This is a genomic window from Chelativorans alearensis (genome assembly GCF_010993735.1).
GTDB lineage: Bacteria > Pseudomonadota > Alphaproteobacteria > Rhizobiales > Rhizobiaceae > Chelativorans > Chelativorans alearense.
Genome location: NZ_WQNI01000003.1, coordinates 260,942 through 281,174 on the forward strand (window position 1 = coordinate 260,942; position 20,233 = coordinate 281,174).

A 20,233-nucleotide genomic window follows, 5' to 3' on the forward strand; every position below is an offset into this window, starting at 1 on the left:
GCGCGACCATCCGTATGTGAGCGCATTCCGTCGTACATAAAGGCTGTAAGAGATTCCGGCGCTTCCGGCGATCCTTGTCCTGACTTCCACATGATCGTCAGGGCAAGAATTCATGAAGCCGCGACACACTGTTTCCATCGACGACGAGACGAGCGCCGAACTCAATGCGCTGGCGGCCAAGCCTGGCGTCTCCAAAACCGCCATCATGCGCGACGCCATCCGTCACTATATCCGCTATCGCGGGGCCCATGCGCTCGATGAGTCGTTGAGAATCCGTCTCGACCGGCTCTCGGATGGAAACAATCTCATCCGCCGTGATGTCGATATCCTGATCGAGAGTCTCGCCTCTTTCGTCCGGCTCTACCTCACCTTTAACGCGCACACGCCGATCCCGGACAAAGCCACGCAAGCGGTCGCGCATGCGCGCTACGAGAAATTCGTCGAACAGGTGGGGCGCCAGGTCGCGGGCCGCAAGCGTTCGCTCGGCACCAAGGGCGAAGGAGAGACAGATGAACAGCGTATCTGAGGAGCGACGCCGCGCCATGCTGCGCACCGCCATGGGATCGGCAATCGCCGAGGCTCTTTCCGATGCCGCCGTCATCGAGGTGATGGTCAACCCGGACGGCAGGCTCTGGATCGATCGCTTGGGCGAGGGGCGGGACGACACAGGTCTGCGCATCCGCCCCACGGAGGCCGAGCGGATTGTCCGCCTTGTGGCTTCCCATGTGCGCGTCGAGGTGCATGCAAACAATCCCATCGTCAGCGCCGAACTGCCCGTCGGCCCGGAAGGCTTGGGCGGCGAGCGTTTCGAGGGCGTGCTGCCGCCGGTGGCGACGGCGCCATGCTTTTCCATCCGCAAGCCGGCCACGAAAATCTACACCCTCGACGATTATGTCCGCGACCGGATCATGGCGCCGACACAGGCCGACGCTCTCCGCAACGCCGTACGCGAGCGCCGCAACATCCTCGTGGCGGGCGGCACGTCCTCGGGCAAGACAACGCTCGCCAACGCACTCCTGGCCGATATCGCAGACTGCGACGAGCGCGTGATCCTCATCGAGGACACGCGCGAACTGCAGTGTGCGGCGAAGGATTGCGTTGCACTGCGCACACGGCCGGGCGTCGTTTCTTTGGCCGATCTCGTCCGCTCTACGCTTCGTCTGCGCCCTGACCGTATCGTCGTCGGCGAGGTCCGAGGCGCCGAAGCCCTCGACATGCTCAAAGCCTGGAACACCGGCCATCCCGGCGGTATCGCCACTGTGCATGCCAACTCCGCTCGCTCGGCGCTCTATCGCATAGAGCAACTCGTGCAGGAGGGCGTCACCGTCATCCCGCGCCAGCTGATTGCCGAGGCCATCGACCTTGTCGTTTTCATCTCCGGGCGCGGCTCCTACCGGTGCATCGAGACCATCGCCCAAATCGCCGATCTCGACAGCAACGGCGATTACACCGTCACCGCGCTTTCCCTCCCGGAACTGCAACAACTGTGAAGGACATCCCATGCGCAAGAAGCTTGGACTTCTGTCGGCCAACGCACTTCCGTTTCTGCTCACGGCGCCGGCCTTTGCCGCCGGTTCCGGCATGCCGTGGGAAGAACCGCTCCAGCGAATCCTGGAGTCCGTTCAAGGTCCGGTGGCCAAGATCGTCGCGGTCATCATCATCATCGTGACAGGTCTGACGCTCGCGTTCGGCGAAACCTCGGGCGGTTTCCGCAGGCTGATCCAGATCGTGTTCGGCCTCTCCATCGCCTTCGCCGCGTCGAACTTCTTCCTCTCCTTCTTCTCCTTCGGTGGCGGGGCACTCGTTTGATGGACTCTCAACAGAATATTGCGGGTTTCGAGATTCCCGTCCATCGCGCGCTGACCGAGCCGATCCTGTTGGGCGGCGCGCCGCGCGCCGTCGCCATCCTTAACGGGACGCTGGCGGCGACGATCGGTCTCGGCCTCCAGCAGTGGATTGCCGGCATCGTTCTGTTCGTCGCCGGGCACACACTCAGCGTCTTCGCCGCTAGGCGTGATCCAAACTTCCCGCCTGTGTTCGCCCGCCATCTGCGTCAACGGGGATGGTGGCAATGCTGAACCTCTCCGAATACCGCAACAAGGCCGACCGGCTCGCCGACCACCTTCCCTGGGCGGCGCTGGTAGCGCCGGGTGTCGTCCTCAACAAGGACGGGAGTTTACAACGCAGCTTTCGTTTTCATGGCCCCGACCTCGAAAGCGTTACGGGAGCCGAACTCGTTAGCCTTTGCGCGCGGGCCAACAATGCGCTGAAGCGCCTTGGCTCCGGCTGGGCGCTGTTCTTCGAGGCGGAGCGGCTTGAAGCGCAGCATTACCCGCATTCGCCGTTTCCCGACCCTGCCTCCTGGCTGGTCGATGAGGAGCGCCGGGCTGCTTTTGAAGAGGGGCGCCAGGGTCGGCATTTTGAAAGCCGCTATCACATCACTCTTCTTTATATGCCGCCTCCGGATACGCAGGCGCGCACGGAAAATGCGCTTCTTGAACGCGACCGGCAGGGTGAAGGGGGCGCTCGTGATTGGAGGCGGGAGTTTGGTCAGTTCCAAGATGAGACCGAGCGGGTGCTGGATCTATTGTCCGGCTTCCTGCCCGATATCCGCGCGCTAGATGACGCTGAGACTCTGGCCTTCCTGCACGGGGCGATCTCGACGAAACGTCATCCCGTCGCCGTGCCGGAAACGCCCATGTATCTCGACGGCGTACTGGTGGATACGCCGCTCGCCGGCGGCCTGGAACCGATGCTGGGCGATAGGCATCTTCGCACGCTCTCGGTCCTCGGATTTCCAAACGCCACCCGGCCCGGCATCCTCGATGCCCTGAACCACCAGGACTTCCCCTATCGCTGGGTCACGCGCTTCATTCCTCTCGACAAGACAGCGGCGACCAAAGTACTCACCCGCCTGCGACGGCAATGGTTCGCCAAACGCAAGTCGATCACCACCATCCTGCGCGAAGTGCTGACCAACGAGGCGGCATTGCTCGTGGACAGCGATGCCGACAACAAGGCGCTGGATGCCGATGCCGCACTTCAGGCGCTCGGCGGCGACCATGTCGGTTTCGGCTACCTGACGACGACCGTCACCGTTTGGGACGAAGACCACCAAACGGCCGAGGACAAAGCCCGCGCGGTCGAGCGGATTGTCAACGACCTCGGTTTCACCTGTATCCGCGAGAGCGCCAACGCCGTCGAAGCCTGGCTCGGCAGTCTGCCGGGGCATGTCTACGCAAATGTGCGCCAGCCGCTCGTCCATACCCTGAACCTTGCCCATCTGATGCCGCTCTCGGCAGTCTGGGCCGGTCCGCCGAGCAATGCCCATCTCAACGGTCCGCCGCTCCTTTATGCGCAGACGTCGGGCTCGACGCCTTTCCGGCTCTCCACCCATGATGGCGACGTCGGCCATATGCTGATCGTTGGTCCAACCGGCGCAGGCAAGTCGGTGCTGCTGTCTTTGATCGCGCTCCAGTTCCGGCGCTACGCTGGCTCTCAGGTCTATATCTTCGACAAGGGCAACTCGGCACGCGGTGCGGTACTGGCCATGGGCGGTGAGCATCACGCACTCGGCGCCGACGGATCGCTGGCCTTCCAGCCGCTGCGCGGCATCAACAGTCCCGCCGCGCGAAGTTGGGCTGCTGAATGGATCGGCGCACTGCTCGCTCACGAGAAGGTTGCCGTCACGCCGGAGGTGAAGGAAGCCGTCTGGTCGGCTCTGACAAACCTCGCCACCGCGCCGGCCGAGGAACGCACGCTGACAGGTTTGTCGGTGCTGCTGCAGTCCAATCCGCTGAAGTCAGCCCTTCAGCCCTACACGCTCGACGGCCCTTTCGGCCGCCTGCTCGATGCGGCTGACGACCGGCTGGCGCTTTCGGGCGTCCAGTGCTTTGAGACCGAGGAGTTGATGCACGAAAGCGGCGTCGTCCTGCCGGTGCTCACCTATCTCTTCCACCGGCTTGAGGAACGCTTCGATGGGCGGCCGACTCTGCTTATCCTCGATGAAGCCTGGGTCTACCTCGACAATCCACTTTTCGCCGCCCGCATCCGCGAATGGCTAAAGGTTCTGCGCAAGCGGAACGTCGCGGTGATCTTTGCCACGCAGTCACTGGCGGACGTGGCCGATAGTTCGATTGCACCGGCCATCATCGAGAGCTGCCCGCAGCGCATTTTCCTGCCCAACGACAGGGCCATTGAGCCGCAGGCGCGCTCGGCATATGAGCGCTTCGGCCTCAATGAGCGGCAGATCGAGCTGATCGCCCACGCCACGCCCAAGCGTCACTATTATCTCCAGTCTCGCCGTGGCAATCGGCTGTTCGAGTTGGGCCTCGGGCCAGTCGCCCTGGCGCTTTGTGGCGCCTCTGACCCTGTTTCGCAAACCCTCATCGACACCATCCTTGCCAAGCACGGGCAGCACGATTTTGCCACCCGGTTCCTTGCTGCGCGCGGCCTCGATTGGGCCGCCGACCTCATCAGTCAGTTTCCCGACATACAAAAGGAGCAAACCTCATGAAACGCGTAATCCTCCCGACATTCGTCACCCTTCTAGTCGCTATGCCGCAGGCAGGTAACGCCGCCTGGCCGGTATTCGACGCCTCCAACTACGCGCAGAGCGTCATTCAGGCGGCCCGCGCGCTGGAGCAGATCGATAACCAGATCCAGTCTCTTCAGAACCAGGCGACCATGTTGCAGAACATGGCGAAGAACCTTCAGCGATTGGATTTCTCTTCGCTCGGACAACTCCAGGGGGCGCTCAACCGCATTGATGGCCTGATGATCCAGGCGGAGGGCTTGAGCTTCAACCTGACGCAATTCGAAGATCAGTGGCGTCAACAATATCCCGCCTCATACGAAGCCGCCGTGAGCACGAATGACATGGCGGCCGCCGCGCGCGACCGCTGGCAGAGCGCCATGAACGCCTTTCGCCAGACCATGCGGGTGCAGGCGCAGATCGTCGAGAATGTGCGCGCCGATGAAGGGCTCATCACCGATCTCGTGAACCAGAGTCAGAGCGCAGCCGGTGCGCTGCAGGCGCAACAGGCCGCAAGCCAACTCATCGCGCTAACCGCCAAGCAACAGATGCAGATCCAGACGCTGATGGCAGCGCATTACCGCGCTGAAGCCGAAGAGATGGCACGCAATGCGCAGACAGAGGAGGCCGCGCGCGAGACGACCCAGCGCTTTCTGGGCTCCGGCACGGCGTATTCGGGGGACTGACGATCCGGGAGAAGGCGATGAGTGATCTCGGCATCATCGACCACTTCATGGAGACCTTCAGCCGCTATATCGACAGCGGCTTCGGGCTCCTTTCCGGTGACGTCGCCTTTCTCACATCGATCCTCATCGGCATCGACATCACGCTTGCCGGCCTCTTTTGGGCTTTGGGCGGCGAGGACAACATCATCGGGCGGCTTCTCAGGAAGGTGCTCTATGTGGGCGCCTTCGCGCTGATCCTCAACAACTTCCAGAACCTCGCCGAGATCATCTACCAGTCCTTTTCCGGCCTCGGTATCCAAGCTGCACCGGGAACACTGACAGGCGCAGATCTCCTCAAACCCGGCAGGATCGCGGCGACCGGGTATGAGGCAGCATATCCGCTGCTCGAGCAGGTCAGCCGCCTCGTCGGCTTTCCGGAGATCTTCGGCAATGCACTCACCATTTTCGTGCTGCTCGTCGCCTGGTTCCTCGTCATCCTCGCCTTCTTCATTCTGGCGATCCAGCTCTTCATCACCGTACTCGAGTTCAAGCTGACAACGCTCGCCGGCTTCGTTCTCGTTCCCTTCGCCTTATGGAATCAGACGGCGTTTTTGGCCGAGCGGGTGCTCGGCAATGTGATCTCCTCGGGCATCAAGGTGATGGTGCTCTCCGTCGTCGTCGGTATTGGCTCGACGCTGTTTGCCACCTTCGTCACTGGTCTTCAGGGACAGGAACCAGACCTTGCTGCCGCCATGTCGCAGGTGCTGGGCGCGCTCGCGTTGCTGGGCCTCGGCATTTTCGGTCCCGGCATCGCATCGGGTCTCGTCTCCGGCGCGCCACAGCTTGGCGCGGGCTCTGCACTCGGAACCGTCGGTGCTGCCGCGGGCGCGACCATGTTCGTCGGAGGCGCCGCCTTTGCGGGCGCGCGCACGGCCGCTGGCGGTGGTCTTGCCGCAATCCGTGCCGGCACGGCGATAGGGGCGGGTGCTTCTTCGGCCTATCAACTCGGGGCAGCGACGACCGGAGCCTCCGGAATGACCGGTATCGCGGCAGGGATGGGAGGCGTTTCGCGCGCGGCCGAGGGGGCCATGATACGGGGTGCACGATCTGTCGCGGATCGCGCTGCGTCTTCTCTCAAACAAAGCGCCGACAATGGACGTCGCGCTGCATGGACCGCGATGGGCGGCGCGCCGACCTCATCCATGGCGGATGCCACAGGGCCTGCGAGCAGCGGCTCGGCAAATGCCGCGCCCACCTGGGCGAGACATCTGCGCTCCGAACAGTCCAGCCGCGCCAGCCGCCATGCTGTCAGCCAAGCCATCAAGGAAGGCGACAGGCCCGGCATCGGCGCCAATCCCTCCCTTCATCAAAAGGACGATTGATCCATGCTATTCCGACGACCCATCCAGCGCTACGGCACAACGCCCCAGCCCATTACGCCCTACCAGAAAGCTGCGCAGCTCTGGGACGAGCGCATCGGTACTGCCCGCGTGCAGGCCAAGAACTGGCGGCTTATGGCCTTCGGCTGCTTCATTCTCTCCGCGAGCCTTTCGGGCGCACTCGCCTGGCAATCCATGCAAAGCCGCGTCACGCCCTACGTTGTCGAGGTGGATAAGTTCGGCGAGGCGAGGGCCGTCGCGCCGGCAATCCGAAATTATCAACCTGCCGACGTCCAGATCGCTTGGCACCTCGCTCGCTTCGTCACCAATGTTCGCTCGGTGTCCACCGACCCGGTGCTGGTGCGTCAGAACTGGCTTGCCGCCTACGACTTCGCCACCGACCGCACTGCGCTGTTCCTTAACGATTACGCCAAGAAGAACGATCCTTTTGGACAGATCGGCACCCGCAGCGTCTCCGTGCAGGTGACGAGCGTGGTGCGGGCCTCCGACACTTCCTTCCAGGTGAAGTGGACCGAGCAGGTTTTCGAGCGCGGCAACCTCGCCCGCACCGAGCGCTGGACCGCGATCCTCACCGTCATCCTCCAGAGCCCGCGCACGGCCGAGCAGCTTCGCAAGAACCCCCTCGGCCTCTTCGTCAATGCCATCGACTGGTCGCGAGAACTCGACGCGGCTGCGTCGTCCCCTGTTTCCGGCAAGGAGCCCATCAATGAATAATAGATCATCGCGGATCCATTTCGCCCATGTCGTATTCGTCTCGGCGCTGGCCCTTTCCGCCTGCGCCACCAAACCTTTACCGCCGGTCATTACCTATGACACCGAGGACTTCAAACCGGCAGCCGTCAATTCGACGCCCGCAAAGCCGGTCGAGATTGTCGAAGTGCCGAAGGTTTTGCCGCTGCCCGGTCAACTCCTGCCGAAGCCTGGCGAGGAGGCTGAAGACAAGCGTCCACCCACCCAACGCGTGGACGAGGCCAACAGGGAAGCGACCCAGGAGCCGACGAAACATGGCTACATCAACGCCATCCAGGTCTACCCTTACACAGAAGGGGCTCTCTACCGCCTCTATGCCGCGCCGGAACGGGTGAGCGACATCGCCCTGCAGCCTGGCGAAAAGCTTACTTCCGTTTCTGCAGGCGATACCGTGCGATGGGTCATCGGAGACACTGTGAGCGGCACAGGTGACGGTGAGCGCACCCATGTGCTGGTCAAGCCGTTCGCCCCGGGCCTTAAGACCAACCTTGTAATCACTACAGACCGGCGCGCCTACCACCTACAACTCGAAAGCACCGACAAGACCGCCATGGCGGCGATTTCCTGGACCTATCCGTCCGATCAGCTTATCGCCCTGCGCCGGCAGAACGCGGCAGCCCAGGCAGCTTTGCCGGTGGCTTCCAACATCGCTCTCGAGCGCATCCGTTTCCGCTATGCCATTTCTGGTGACAACCCGCCCTGGAAGCCGGTGCGCGCCTTCGATGACGGCCATAAGGTCTATATCGAGTTCCCGCGGCGCATCGACCAGGGTGAGGCGCCGCCGCTCTTTGTCGTCGGCGCGCAAGGCGATAACGAGCTCGTCAATTATCGCATGCGTGGCAACTACTACATCGTCGACCGGCTGTTCGCCGCCGCCGAACTGCGTCTCGGCACCGACCCGCAACAGGTGGTGCGTATTTCCCGCACCGACGGCAAGCCACGGCGCACCGCGCTGCTTCAGCGCGCGAGCCGGTGAGGTGAGGGCCATGACAGAAGCTGCCACACCCAACCCACCGCCTGCTAGCTCCTCAAAGCGCAATCCCGACAAGCTGGAACTACGCGCCGCGCCCGGTCGCCTCGTGCGCTTCAAGCGCGGCCTTGTCATCGGCGTGGCCGCACTTGGCTCTACCGCCGTTCTCGGCGTTACTATGATGGCACTGCAAGGCCCAGTCCTGCGCATCCGGGGACAGGCCGATGAGCTCTACAATACCGAGCGCAAGCCGACACCGGATGGTCTTGCCGCGCTGCCCGGCGACTACAGCCAGGTCAAACCGCAAACACCGCAACTTGGACCACCCTTGCCCGGCGATCTCGGCCGTCCGATCCTCCAGCGCCAACGGCAGCTTGGAATTGCGCCCGAGGGGCAGGAACTACGCCCCGAGGAGCAGCGGCTTGCCCAGCAGGCGATCCAGGCGAAGGAGTCGGATATCTTCTTCCGTATCGAGAACCGGTCCCAGCAGAGCACACCGGCAGCGATAGACCAGCCTCTGCAATTGGCCGCGGGGGAAACCGTTCGCCGAACGCCGGACCCGGAGGGCAACCAGAACAACCAGCAGCGAAAGCTGGACTTCCTGAACCAGCGCGATACCAGCGGTATTTACAATCCGCACGCCCTGCAAACCCCGGCCTCATCGTACCAGCTCATGGCGGGCAGCGTGATCGCCGCCAGCTTGATCACCGGTATCAACTCCGATTTGCCGGGCCTTGTCGTCGCCCAGGTCACCGAAAACGTCTACGATACCGTGACTGGCCAGGTGCTGCTCATCCCGCAGGGCTCCCGGCTGATTGGAACCTACGACAGTGCTGTTGCCTTCGGCCAGTCCCGCGCGCTGCTTGTCTGGCAGCGCCTTGTCATGCCAGATGGCTCATCGATCCAGCTTGAGAACCTTCCTGCCACCGACGCGGCCGGCTATGCCGGGCTTGAGGATGAGGTCGACCATCACACATGGCAGCTCCTCAAGGGCATCGCTATGGCGACGCTCTTGGGCGTCGGTACAGAGCTCAGCTTCGGGAGTAATGAGAGCGACCTGGTGCGAGCGATCCGACAATCCACCCAGGAGAATGTGGCACAAGCGGGCCAGCGCATCACTGAGAAGAACCTCAACGTCCAGCCGACCATCACCGTCCGTCCCGGTTGGCCGGTACGTGTTCTCGTCCAGAGGGACATCGTATTGCGCCCGTATCGGGGGCCGAGGGAACAATGATGGCCACTCTGAAACTCAAAAAACTCCGAGCCCACACCGACGAAGATCACTGTTGTCGTCGTCGCTGACTTGGGTGGCTCTGCGGCCCGCCCATCGTCATGGCGTTCCTTTCGTCGTCGAGGTCAGGGACCTGTGGCCGCAGGCGCTGATCGACTCAAGGAGAAGGGTCCTGCAACGGCTTTTCTGCGCGCTTGAGAAGCATCTTTACCGCGCCGCAGAAAAGATCCTCGTGGCTTGGCCCAAAGCCGAATCCTACATCAAGGCGCTCGGCATCGAGGGTGACAAGGTCGTCTGGCTTTCAAAGGGGTGATGTGGCTGAGTGGTCCGGCGATATACCTTTGCCGGACGACGGGTTTTTCACGTTCATGTATTTCGGGGCGCGTGGCGGCGCCAACGGGCGCGACAACGTGATTCGGGCCATGCACCTCGTACAAAGAGTCCCAGCTGGCGCAAGAACTGGGCGTCGCCAGCGTCATCTTCGAAGATCCGTGCCGAAGAGCCGGCCCCGGCCTCGGTGCTCAAGCTGACACTTTCATCTTTAGCCTGGACGACGCACCGATGTTCGACTACGGAATCAGCCAGCGAAAGCTGTACGACTTCATGGCGGCCCGTCGGCCACTCATCTTCTACTACCGGCGGCTAATAATCCTATTGCTGAGCGCGGCGGGGGCATACCGTCCCGCCGGGAAATCCGGAAGCATTGGCCGAGGCAACTTTAAAACTGGCCGCGCTGCCGCGCTCGGAGCACGAGAAGATGGGCCCCGGAGCGAAGCTTCATGTCGACGAACGCTATGCTTATGGCGTACTGGCACAGAAAATGGCCAGTGCATTGTCGGGCTCACTTTGATATGAGGCGGCGTCTTTGTCGCCGCTCCACCTTCGTCCTGCCCGAAATGCGTCCTATCGAGCTTTCATGCTCAAGCATCCCGCCCTGATCTTTGTCTTTCTCCTCACCTTTTCGGTCGCCACTCATAGTGCGGATGGCCTGGAGGAGCGGCTTGGAAAACTCCTTGACGAGGCCGAGCGCCTCTCGCCGCTGCAAACGGTCGTCGTCGCTCACGAGGGCGCGGTGGTGGCCGAGCGCGGCTATCGCGGCCACTCCCCGGAACGCCCCGCCAATATCAAATCCGCCTCCAAGTCAATCATTTCCGCACTCGTCGGCATCGCCATCGACAAGGGCGTGCTTGAAGGCACCGACCAAAGGATCGCCCCGCTTCTTCAAGGCGACTTGCCAGCCGACGCCGATCCCCGGCTTCAGGAGGTGACAATCGGCCATCTGCTTTCCATGCAGGCAGGATTGGGGCGGACCTCCGGCCCCAATTATGGGCGCTGGGTGGCAAGCGACAATTGGGTGCGGGCGGCGCTCGCCATGCCCTTTGACGATGAACCGGGCGGTGCCATGCTCTATTCCACCGGCTCGACGCATCTTCTTTCGGCGATCCTAACGCGCCGGACCGGCCGTTCTACGCTGGAACTGGCGCGCGAATGGTTGGGGCCGCAGGAGGACTTTTCCATCGCCGCCTGGGACCGCGACCCGCAGGGCATCTATTTCGGCGGCAACCAGATGGCCATGAGCCCGCGCTCGCTCCTGGCCTTCGGCGAGCTCTACCGCAACGGCGGGATAAGCCGCGACGGGGAGCAACTCGTGCCGGTTGATTGGATCGAGCGCTCCTGGCAGCCACGCACCGCCTCCCGTTTCACCGGCGACGGTTACGGCTATGGCTGGTTCACGCGCCAGGCTGCGGGCGAAGAGGTTTTCTATGGCTGGGGCTATGGCGGCCAGATGGTCTACGTCGTGCCAGGACGCGCGCTGACGGTGGTCATGACATCCGACGAAAATGAGCCCGCCGAGCGCAGCAGCCATCGCGATAACCTCCACGCGCTTCTCCGGCGGATCGTAGAGGCGACGCAAGGCGTGCGCGAGGAGGCGCTGGCCGAGTAGATTCGGAAAGACGCTGCAAAATCAGGCGATACATACGGTGGAACTCCCTTATCGAGGCGAGCGCAGTGTGCAGGTCGATGATGCCGGAGAGGCTGAATTGACAGAATGTTCGACAGAGAGGTGCGGGTTCCGTAGGCGCAGCCCACCCCATCTGGCGCGGCATTCGCGCTCTGATGTCCTTTTTTCAAGCGTATTTTCCAAGGAGAATGGCTCGGGTATCCGATCACCCGAGGTTCTGGCTCTGCAAACACATATCGGTGGGGACGTGGCGCGGGACGGTAGTGAACAAGCTCTGATGCGCGGATTGGTTGCCGCATGTCCATGAGTCCGTCCGAGGCTGCTCCTCTCTTACAACGGGCATCAGCGGTTGCCGGCAAGTACCCGTCTCAATCACGGCAGCAGGCGAGTATTGCCGCTCCATTGCCTGATTGCTTCTGATCCTCCATAAGCGCTCCGGTCAGGAGTGTGGAGAAGGATGGCGGCCTGTGACGCGCGAACCAACTGTAGCGATTTTGCTGGCGACCTATAATGGCGCGCCGTTTCTTGAGGAGCAGTTGGATTCCATCGCTCGCCAGGACTTGCCCTTCATCGACGTGTGGGCAAGTGATGATGGATCGACAGACGGCACCCTTGAGATATTGGATGCTTGGCGCGCCCGATGGTGCAAGGGCGATTTTCAGGTCATTACCGGACCCCGGCAAGGCTACGTCGAGAATTTTCGTCGGATGATGGCCATGAAGTCCGTTGACGGCGCGTACATTGCTTTCAGCGATCAGGACGACGTCTGGGATCCAAACAAATTGTCCTATGCCGTAAAGAAACTTGATGAGGTTCAACCACAGGCTTTGGCTATGTACTGCGGTCGAACGAGGCTCATTGGAAGGGATGGCTCTGCAAGAGGGCTGTCTCCCCTTTTTGCTCGACAACCCGACTTCGGCAACGCAATCGTCCAAAGTATTGCTGGAGGGAATACGATCGTACTCAACAGAGCAGCTTTCGATCTCGTGCATGAGAGCTGTCTGCGGACCAGTTTCGTTAGCCACGATTGGTGGTGCTATCAAATCGTTTCGGGGGCAGGTGGCTCAATCATCTACGATCCTATGCCAAGGATCAGCTACCGCCAGCATGGCGGTAATCTTATCGGCGAGAACCAGGGTTGGGTTTCTCGTATGAAGCGCTTGCAAGCGCTGGCATACGGCAGATTCGCTGACTGGAATGCCGTTAACATCGATGCACTGGACAGGTGCAGAGATCTGCTCGACGAAAATGGACGCCAGACGCTGGACGGTTTCAAAGCCGCGCGTAAAGGGGGGCCGCTGCAGAGCCTTCGCTCTCTATGGGCGCACCATATCCACCGACAAACAGCGGTCTCGGACGTGGCGCTTTATCTTGCCGCAGCTTTTGGAAGACTGTAGTCAATATACTTCGATCTTTGGAGGGTAGTTTGAAGGGAATTATTCTTGCAGGGGGAAGCGGCACACGGCTCTACCCACTGACCTTGGCCGTCTCGAAACAGATTCTGCCTGTCTATGACAAGCCAATGATATATTATCCCTTGAGCACGCTCATGCTCGCCGGGATTCGCGAAATCCTGATCATCTCGACGCCGCGTGACCTGCCGGCCTTTAGAGAGCTTCTGGGAACAGGCGAGCAGTTCGGTGTCACATTCTCTTATGCGGAACAGCCTCAACCGAATGGCCTTGCCGAAGCTTTTATCATCGGGAGCGATTTCATCGGCTCCGACCCTGTTTCGATGATCCTCGGTGACAACATCTATTATGGTGTTGGATTGCCGGCGCTTTGTGCCGAGGCGATCAAACAGGAGCGCGGTGCCACTGTCTTCGCCTACCATGTAGACGACCCACAGCGCTATGGCGTCGTCGACTTCGATCGCGAAACCGGGTTGGCCCGGTCGATCGAGGAAAAGCCCGAGAAGCCGAAGTCCAGTTGGGCTGTTACGGGTCTCTATTTTTACGATAATGACGTCGTGGATATCGCTACCAGCATTAAGCCATCGGCACGCGGCGAACTTGAGATCACGACCGTCAACAATACATATCTCGAGCGTGGCAATTTGAGTGTTCAGCAACTGGGTAGAGGATATGCCTGGCTCGACACCGGCACCCATGACAGCCTGCACGAAGCTTCCTCCTTCGTACGGACCATTGAGCATCGGCAGGGAATAAAGATCGCCTGTCCTGAAGAGATTGGCTTCGAGATGGGCTGGCTCAGCGCGGAGCAGGTGCTGGAGCGCGCGAAAGACCTCGGCAAAACGGAATATGCCGCTTACCTGAAGCGGCGCGTGTCGGAGAAGGAGACTAAATGATCGAGGTGCGTCCACTCGCCCTTGATGGCGTGCTTGAGATTATCCCACAGAAGTTCGGGGATGAGCGAGGCTATTTCAGTGAAACATATAACCGAGCAAAGTTCGCCGAACAGGGCGTGAGCATCGAGTTTGTCCAGGACAACCAATCCTATTCCGCTCGCAAGGGCGTGTTGCGCGGTCTTCATTACCAACTGCCGCCGCGCGCGCAGGACAAGCTCGTGCGCGTGCTGAAGGGGCGTATCTTCGATGTGGCGGTGGACATCCGGCGCGATTCCCCCACCTTCGGCCGCTGGGTAGGGCTGGAGCTTTCCGAAGAAAGATGGAACCAGATCCTGATGCCCAAAGGTTTCGCCCACGGTTTCGTGACACTGGAGGAGTACACGGTCGTTGCCTACAAGGTGAGCGACTATTACTCACCTGAGCATGAGCGCGGCATCCGTTACGACGATCCGCAAATTGGGATAGATTGGCCGGTAAAAGGTCTTGAGGTTCAGCTCTCGAAGAAAGATACAGAAGCACCTCTTCTTCAGGATTCCGAGACGTTTTGATCCAGCGTGACACCAAAGTGGGGACAATGAACATTCTGGTAACCGGAGGGGCAGGTTTTATCGGTTCTGCCGTATGCCGCTTGCTTGTGGGGAGAGAGGGCGTCAAAGTCATCAACCTCGACAAGCTCACCTACGCTGGCAATCTGCAGTCTCTGCGCCCGATTGAGAACGCCGCAAACTATAAGCATTACCCTGTCGACATATGCGATGACGCGAAGGTACTCGAAATCTTGCGTCGCGAGGATATCGATACGATCATGCACCTGGCCGCGGAAAGCCATGTCGATCGTTCAATCGACGGCCCGGGCGCATTCATAGAGACGAATGTGGTCGGCACGTTCCGGCTGCTCAACGCATCGCTCGCACATTGGCGAGAACTGTCGTCCGAAAGGCAAGAGCGGTTCCGCTTCCACCATGTTTCCACAGACGAGGTCTTTGGCGATTTGCCCTTCGACGAGGGCGTCTTCACCGAAGACACGCCCTATGCCCCATCTTCACCTTATTCCGCCTCAAAGGCAGCATCGGATCATTTTGTGCGAGCTTGGCACGAGACCTACGGTCTGCCGGTCGTTCTTTCCAATTGCTCGAACAATTACGGGCCATTCCATTTTCCAGAGAAGCTAATCCCACTGGTCATTCTCAACGCGCTCGACGAGCAGCCGTTGCCCGTCTACGGCAATGGCACCAACGTAAGGGACTGGCTCTTCGTGGAAGATCACGCCCGCGCGCTCGAGCGGGTCGTGACCATGGGCAGGGTCGGCGAAAGTTACAACATCGGCGGCAGGGCCGAACACAGCAACCTATCAGTCGTGCAGACAATCTGCGATGTTCTGGACACCAAGTGTCCGCGCGCGGGCGGAAAGAACTATCGCGAGCTGATTACCTTCGTCGCCGATAGGCCGGGCCATGACCGGCGCTATGCGATCGACCCTGCGAAAATCGAGCGCGAGCTCGGCTGGAAGGCCGAGGAAACCTTCGAGACCGGGCTCGCCAAGACGATCGACTGGTACCTCGCCAATGAATGGTGGTGGCGGCCGATCAGGGCCGAACGCTATCAGGGCAATCGGCTTGGCGTGATGCAGGCTAAAACGGTATGAGGATTGTCGTCACCGGCCGGCAAGGACAGTTGGTCCAAAGCATGGCCGAGCGGGCAGCATCGCGCCCGAATGTTGAACTGATCGCGCTCGGCCGGCCGGAGCTCGACCTCCTGCGACCGGCGACGGTGAGGCCCGCCATCGCGGCGGCCCGGCCCGACATCGTGGTTTCCGCTGCCGCCTATACGGCGGTCGACCAAGCCGAGGATGAGCCTGACATTGCTTTCAAGGTGAACGAGGAGGGCGCCGGCGAAGTAGCGCGGGCGGCGCGGCTGGCAGGCGCCCCGGTCATCCATCTTTCGACCGATTATGTCTTTTCGGGCGAGGCGGACGCGCCCTATGACGAGACGGCGTCAACGGGCCCCAGAAGCGTCTATGGCAGGAGCAAGCTTGCCGGCGAGGCGGCGGTGGCCGCTGCCAATTCCGAACATCTGATCCTGCGTACCGCCTGGGTCTACAGCCCCTTCGGCAGGAACTTCGTCAAGACGATGCTGAAACTGGCCGAGACGCAGGACGCGCTCAATGTGGTCGACGACCAGCTGGGCAATCCCACGTCAGCGCTGGAGATCGCCGAGGCGATCTTCGCCGTGATCGGACGCTGGCAGCGCGGGCCGGGCCGGCCGGGCGGCGTCTTCCATTTCGTCGGCACGGGCGACACCTCCTGGTGCGGCTTCGCACGGCACATATTCCGCGCCAGTGAAGGGCTTGGCGGCCCTGTCGCCACGGTGAACGCGATCACAACGGAGGAATTTCCGACCAGGGCCGTGCGGCCAAAAAATTCCCGCCTCGACAGCGGCCGCTTTGCCGCCAAATTCGGCTACCGCGCACCGGAGTGGGAGGAGAGCACCAGAGCGGTCGTCCGGCGGCTATTGGAGGGCGGGCATTGATGGGTGGACCGGGTGGATTAAGGTTGCGGCCGTCAGACGACGACGGTATCGGATCGGAGCATGACTACACGCTACGACTTCCAGCCCCGCCGCCGGCCGCATCGGCGTAGTCGTGCTCGGGCGTGCACCCTCAGGCACCGGGACGCTGAGGTGGCCCCTGAGCCTGCAGCCGTACAGTGGGGACGCATTATGACGAGCGCAGTTCCGAGTTTCCAAGCCCGACCGATGAAGACATTGCGCGAGTTGTACGCTGAGCACAACGGCAAGGTGTCGGACAAATGGACGATTTATCTCGAGACCTATGAGCAACTCCTTTCGCGGTTCCGGAATCGGCCTGTCCGCCTGCTCGAGATCGGAGTGCAGAACGGCGGTTCGCTTGAGATCTGGAGGAAATATTTTCCCAAGGCGAAGGTGATCGTCGGATGCGATATCAACCCGGATTGCCGAAAGCTGACCTTCGGCAGCAAGAAAATCGCCCTGATCGTCGGGGATGCCAATTCGGACGAGGTGGAGCACGAAATCCTCGCCCAATCGCCGCAGTTCGATATCATCATCGATGACGGATCGCACAAATCCTCCGACATAGTGCGCTCCTTCGCGCTCTATTTCGGGCACCTAGCCGAGGGCGGGATATATATCGCAGAGGATTTGCACTGCAGCTACTGGCAAGAGTTCGAGGGCGGACTTTACGATCCTTATTCCTCAATGTCCTTTTTCAAGCGTTTGCTCGATATTCTAAATCATGAGCATTGGGGCACGCCGCATGAGCGCGTAGACGCACTTGCCGCCTTTGCCAACCGGTATTCCACCACCTTCGACGAAACGCTGCTTGCGTCGATTCATTCGGTGGAGTTTGTCAATTCTGTGTGTGTACTTACAAAATGTGCGCCGATCCGCAATGGATTGGGCAAGCGCAAGATCGCCGGCGGGAAGGCAGTCGTCTATGGCGGGATTATTCCGCTCGACGGCAGCAAGTCCAGACCGTCCGACCAAACGCAGAATATCTGGTCGCTGGGCCACAGGACGCTCGAAGAAGAGATTGTGGCCAATCGGAAACTGGTTGATCTGCAAAGAGGCGAGATTGCACGCATGCAGGTTGATCTAGAGGGGAAGGTCCGCCAGATTGAGGCGCTGGGCGCCCAGGTGGCATCAAAGGAAGCGGAGGTCGAGCGCCAGTCTGCAGAATTCAGCACTCGTTTCGAAGTGCTGGGCGCCCAGGTGGCATCAAAGGAAGCGGAGGTCGAGCGCCAGTCTGCGGAATTCAGGGCCCGTCTCAACGACCGTGAGGAAGAGATTGAGGCGCTCAATCAGGAACTCTCTCATTCGCAGGAACAAGAGAATCGATTGCGGTCGGTCATCGAAGGCATTCACCGAAGCACGTCATGGCGCGTGACGAAGCCGCTGAGGGCAGCAAAGCGACTGCTGGCCGGCCAAAGACACCGCAACGGCCCATCGAATGATGGGAACGGTGGTGGTGCTAGCGGTAGCCTTCAACGGGGCCATGAGGATACGCCGGGCTCTGACGCTCCTGTCAAAAGCGCGGACAATCAAGATACCCGTGCCGCCACTCACCCCGCCTTGCCACATATGTGTGCAGAAAAGCCGCTGGTATCCGTGATCATTCCCGTAAAAAACGGATTGCCGCAGTTCAAGCGCGTAATCGATATGGTCTCCAGCCAGGAATTAGACGCAGGATTCGAAATCATTGTTATCGACTCGGGTTCGAAGGATGGTTCCAAGGAAATCATTCCGGCTGGCGACCCGAGATTCAGGCTTATCGAGATCAAGCCCGCCGCATTCGGGCATGGTAGGACAAGAAATCTCGGCGTTCGGGAAGCTAGAGGCGAATTCTGTGCCTTCCTCACGCATGATGCGACTCCAGTCGACAGATTCTGGCTGCGGGAATTGGTCAAGCCGCTCCTGGAGGACGATCAGGTTGCCGGGGTCTTCGGTCGTCACATAGCGTATGAGGACGCAACACCTTTCACGGCTTGGGAACTCAAGACACACTTCACTGGCTTGAGAAACTGGCCAAAGATCTGGATCAAGGATGCTCGGGAATATTCACGCAATCAGGGGATTCGCCAGGTTTTTCATTTCTATTCCGACAACTCGTCCTGCCTGAGAAAATCGGTGTGGGAACGCTATCCCTATCCGGACGTGGATTTTTCGGAAGATCAATTGTGGGCAAAGCAGATCGTGGAAGCGGGCTTTCGAAAGGCCTTTGCCTGGGACTCTGTCGTGTACCATTCCCACGATTATTCGTTGTGGGAGAGGGTGCAGCGCAGTTATGACGAGGCGCGAGCACTCAATGAATTGTTCGGGTACAAATTGTGCCCTTCCAAACGAGAGTTGATGCGGCAGTCGTTCAGGACCAGTGCCCGCGATGTCATGCTAGCACTCAGGAATGGCTGGATTCTTTCTCATCCTGCGGCCACCCTCAAGCGTCCGCTCGACAATCTGGCGCGGCAGATCGGGTATTATCTCGGAACCACACGTTCGACTTTCGCACAGAAACATGCCACGGCCTTGTCCCGCGACAAGCAGCTGCAGGCGAGATAGAGGTTGGCTTCTCAAAGATGCTGATGAGAAATCTTTCCAGGTTTGCGCATGTCACGAGGCGAGACGGGTGGCGGGTCGCGACCCGCAAGGCTGTGTCATACGCGTTCCGGACGATCCCTAGCGCTGTTCAAGGCAAGCAGGACGTCATTGGGCATTACGAATTCATCCTTGGCGAAGAACAGGGTCTTGGGCTGAAGCTAGCCCCCGAGAATGTCCCGGAAGGGTCGATGACATGGATCATCCCCGACTTTCATGCCTCTTCAGGCGGGCACATCAACATCCTGCGTATGATGCGGCTCTTGAAGGAGCGTGGCTTTCCCAATCAGCATGTCGTTGTAATGGAGCCACATCGATGGTCTTCCATCGAGGAGGCCCAAGCAAGCCTCAACCATTCCTTCGGAGATTATGGGATTACAGTGTCGCTCGGTATTCGTTCGATCGAGCCTTGCCACTATCTCGTCGCCACAGGATGGCAAACCGCCTATTGGGTGGCGAAGTATCGTGATGCTATTCACCGCCTGTATTTTGTTCAGGATTTCGAGCCCGCTTTTTACGCCCATGGCAGCGAGTACAACTTCGCAGAGAATACCTACAAACTTGGCATGACCGGAATTACCGCCGGTTCATGGCTGGCGGAAAAGCTGAACAAGGAATACGGAATGACTACATTCCCGTATTCTTTTGCCTGCGATCTCGACCTCTACAAGCCGCATAAAAAGCGACCTAATTCGAAAAAACACATCCTGTTCTATGCAAGGCCGGTCACGCCGCGGCGCTGCTTCGAAATGGGCTTATTGGCGCTGACACGTGTCTGCGAGAGGGATCCTGATGTTGCGGTGATCTTTGCCGGTTGGGATGTCAGCGGCTTTGAGATCCCTTTTCATCATCTTAATGCGGGCACTGTTCCTGTCGAGCATCTGCCGGATCTCTACTCACAATGCGATGTGGCTTTGATTCTGTCGTCGACAAATCTCTCGCTTTTGCCACTGGAGGTCGCTGCTTGCGGGTGCCCCGTCGTCATCAACAAGGGGCCACAGTCAAGCTGGCTCTTGTCCGAGGAAGAGGCTGCTTATTGCGATATGAGCGTGGAGGGGATAGTGGGCGCGTTGACCGACGTTCTGGAAAACCCCGAAAAAGCCGCTAGTTTGGTGGAAGCGGGGCTGGCGAGGGCCGGTGCGAGCGCATGGAGTCGGGAGGCCGACAGACTAGCTGCGTTTCTTCCTACGATCAGTGTCAATAAGCACGTTAATGACGAGGATGAACAGATGTTAGATACCAGAGAGTCGGTGGAACGTTAGGTCAAAAGATCGAAAAACTTCCC

General features: G+C 60.2%; 20 protein-coding genes. All 20 read left to right on the top strand.

Translation table 11 applies throughout. From position 1 onward, the window contains the following. Positions 1–112 precede the first annotated feature (112 nt). The 20 genes from GPJ75_RS06520 to GPJ75_RS06615 all read left to right on the top strand — a co-directional run bounded on the left by GPJ75_RS06520 (position 113) and on the right by GPJ75_RS06615 (position 20,210). Positions 113–526: a ribbon-helix-helix protein, CopG family gene (locus GPJ75_RS06520; RefSeq protein WP_163266311.1), complete on the top strand. Its 414-nt coding sequence runs from the start codon at positions 113–115 to the stop codon at positions 524–526. Beyond that, entirely contained in the window at positions 510–1,490 is a 981-nt protein-coding gene (gene trbB, locus GPJ75_RS06525) for a P-type conjugative transfer ATPase TrbB (RefSeq protein WP_163266313.1), read from the top strand. The genes GPJ75_RS06520 and trbB overlap by 17 nt, the downstream gene beginning before the upstream one ends. Before the next feature lie 10 nt (positions 1,491–1,500). Further along, complete coding sequence (locus GPJ75_RS06530) at positions 1,501–1,809, top strand: TrbC/VirB2 family type IV secretion system protein (protein ID WP_163266315.1); 309 nt, start codon at positions 1,501–1,503, stop codon at positions 1,807–1,809. Continuing rightward, entirely contained in the window at positions 1,809–2,078 is a 270-nt protein-coding gene (locus tag GPJ75_RS06535; protein WP_163266317.1) for a VirB3 family type IV secretion system protein, read from the top strand. The genes GPJ75_RS06530 and GPJ75_RS06535 overlap by 1 nt, the downstream gene beginning before the upstream one ends. Next, entirely contained in the window at positions 2,072–4,516 is a 2,445-nt protein-coding gene (gene trbE, locus GPJ75_RS06540) for a conjugal transfer protein TrbE (protein WP_163266319.1), read from the top strand. Before GPJ75_RS06535 ends, trbE begins: the two co-directional genes overlap by 7 nt. Continuing rightward, the gene (gene trbJ, locus GPJ75_RS06545) at positions 4,513–5,220 is read left to right on the top strand and encodes a P-type conjugative transfer protein TrbJ (protein ID WP_163266321.1); all 708 of its coding nucleotides are present in this window, start codon (positions 4,513–4,515) and stop codon (positions 5,218–5,220) included. Before trbE ends, trbJ begins: the two co-directional genes overlap by 4 nt. 17 nt (positions 5,221–5,237) lie before the next feature. Beyond that, on the top strand, positions 5,238–6,581 hold the full coding sequence (gene trbL / locus GPJ75_RS06550; protein WP_163266323.1) for a P-type conjugative transfer protein TrbL: 1,344 nt from the start codon (positions 5,238–5,240) through the stop codon (positions 6,579–6,581). A gap of 3 nt (positions 6,582–6,584) precedes the next feature. Next, positions 6,585–7,313: a conjugal transfer protein TrbF gene (gene trbF / locus GPJ75_RS06555; RefSeq protein WP_163266325.1), complete on the top strand. Its 729-nt coding sequence runs from the start codon at positions 6,585–6,587 to the stop codon at positions 7,311–7,313. Then, positions 7,306–8,325: a P-type conjugative transfer protein TrbG gene (gene trbG / locus GPJ75_RS06560; RefSeq protein WP_163266327.1), complete on the top strand. Its 1,020-nt coding sequence runs from the start codon at positions 7,306–7,308 to the stop codon at positions 8,323–8,325. The genes trbF and trbG overlap by 8 nt, the downstream gene beginning before the upstream one ends. Positions 8,326–8,335: 10 nt before the next feature. Beyond that, positions 8,336–9,553 carry a TraB/TrbI/VirB10 family type IV secretion system protein gene (locus GPJ75_RS06565; RefSeq protein WP_163266329.1) on the top strand — a complete coding sequence of 406 codons (1,218 nt, stop codon included), beginning with the start codon at positions 8,336–8,338 and terminating at the stop codon, positions 9,551–9,553. A gap of 52 nt (positions 9,554–9,605) precedes the next feature. Continuing rightward, positions 9,606–9,863, top strand: a complete 258-nt coding sequence (locus GPJ75_RS06570; RefSeq protein WP_163266331.1) for a glycosyltransferase family 4 protein — start codon at positions 9,606–9,608, stop codon at positions 9,861–9,863. A gap of 390 nt (positions 9,864–10,253) precedes the next feature. After that, on the top strand, positions 10,254–10,400 hold the full coding sequence (locus GPJ75_RS06575) for a hypothetical protein (protein ID WP_163266333.1): 147 nt from the start codon (positions 10,254–10,256) through the stop codon (positions 10,398–10,400). Positions 10,401–10,466: 66 nt separating this feature from the next. After that, the gene (locus tag GPJ75_RS06580; protein WP_163266335.1) at positions 10,467–11,495 is read left to right on the top strand and encodes a serine hydrolase domain-containing protein; all 1,029 of its coding nucleotides are present in this window, start codon (positions 10,467–10,469) and stop codon (positions 11,493–11,495) included. Positions 11,496–11,980: 485 nt separating this feature from the next. Further along, a complete protein-coding gene (locus GPJ75_RS06585) occupies positions 11,981–12,910 on the top strand; it encodes a glycosyltransferase family 2 protein (RefSeq protein ID WP_163266337.1) in 930 nt (309 codons plus the stop codon). 29 nt (positions 12,911–12,939) lie between these two features. Then, on the top strand, positions 12,940–13,821 hold the full coding sequence (rfbA, locus tag GPJ75_RS06590) for a glucose-1-phosphate thymidylyltransferase RfbA (protein ID WP_163266339.1): 882 nt from the start codon (positions 12,940–12,942) through the stop codon (positions 13,819–13,821). Continuing rightward, entirely contained in the window at positions 13,818–14,369 is a 552-nt protein-coding gene (gene rfbC / locus GPJ75_RS06595) for a dTDP-4-dehydrorhamnose 3,5-epimerase (RefSeq protein WP_163266341.1), read from the top strand. Before rfbA ends, rfbC begins: the two co-directional genes overlap by 4 nt. Positions 14,370–14,395: 26 nt before the next feature. Then, positions 14,396–15,466, top strand: a complete 1,071-nt coding sequence (rfbB, locus tag GPJ75_RS06600) for a dTDP-glucose 4,6-dehydratase (RefSeq protein WP_163266343.1) — start codon at positions 14,396–14,398, stop codon at positions 15,464–15,466. After that, positions 15,463–16,350 (top strand): dTDP-4-dehydrorhamnose reductase, encoded by an 888-nt coding sequence (rfbD, locus tag GPJ75_RS06605; RefSeq protein ID WP_163266345.1) that lies wholly within the window; start codon positions 15,463–15,465, stop codon positions 16,348–16,350. The genes rfbB and rfbD overlap by 4 nt, the downstream gene beginning before the upstream one ends. A gap of 189 nt (positions 16,351–16,539) precedes the next feature. Beyond that, positions 16,540–18,912 (top strand): glycosyltransferase, encoded by a 2,373-nt coding sequence (locus tag GPJ75_RS06610; protein ID WP_163266347.1) that lies wholly within the window; start codon positions 16,540–16,542, stop codon positions 18,910–18,912. Between the two features lie 227 nt (positions 18,913–19,139). Beyond that, the gene (locus tag GPJ75_RS06615) at positions 19,140–20,210 is read left to right on the top strand and encodes a glycosyltransferase family 4 protein (protein ID WP_163266349.1); all 1,071 of its coding nucleotides are present in this window, start codon (positions 19,140–19,142) and stop codon (positions 20,208–20,210) included. Positions 20,211–20,233 lie beyond the last annotated feature (23 nt).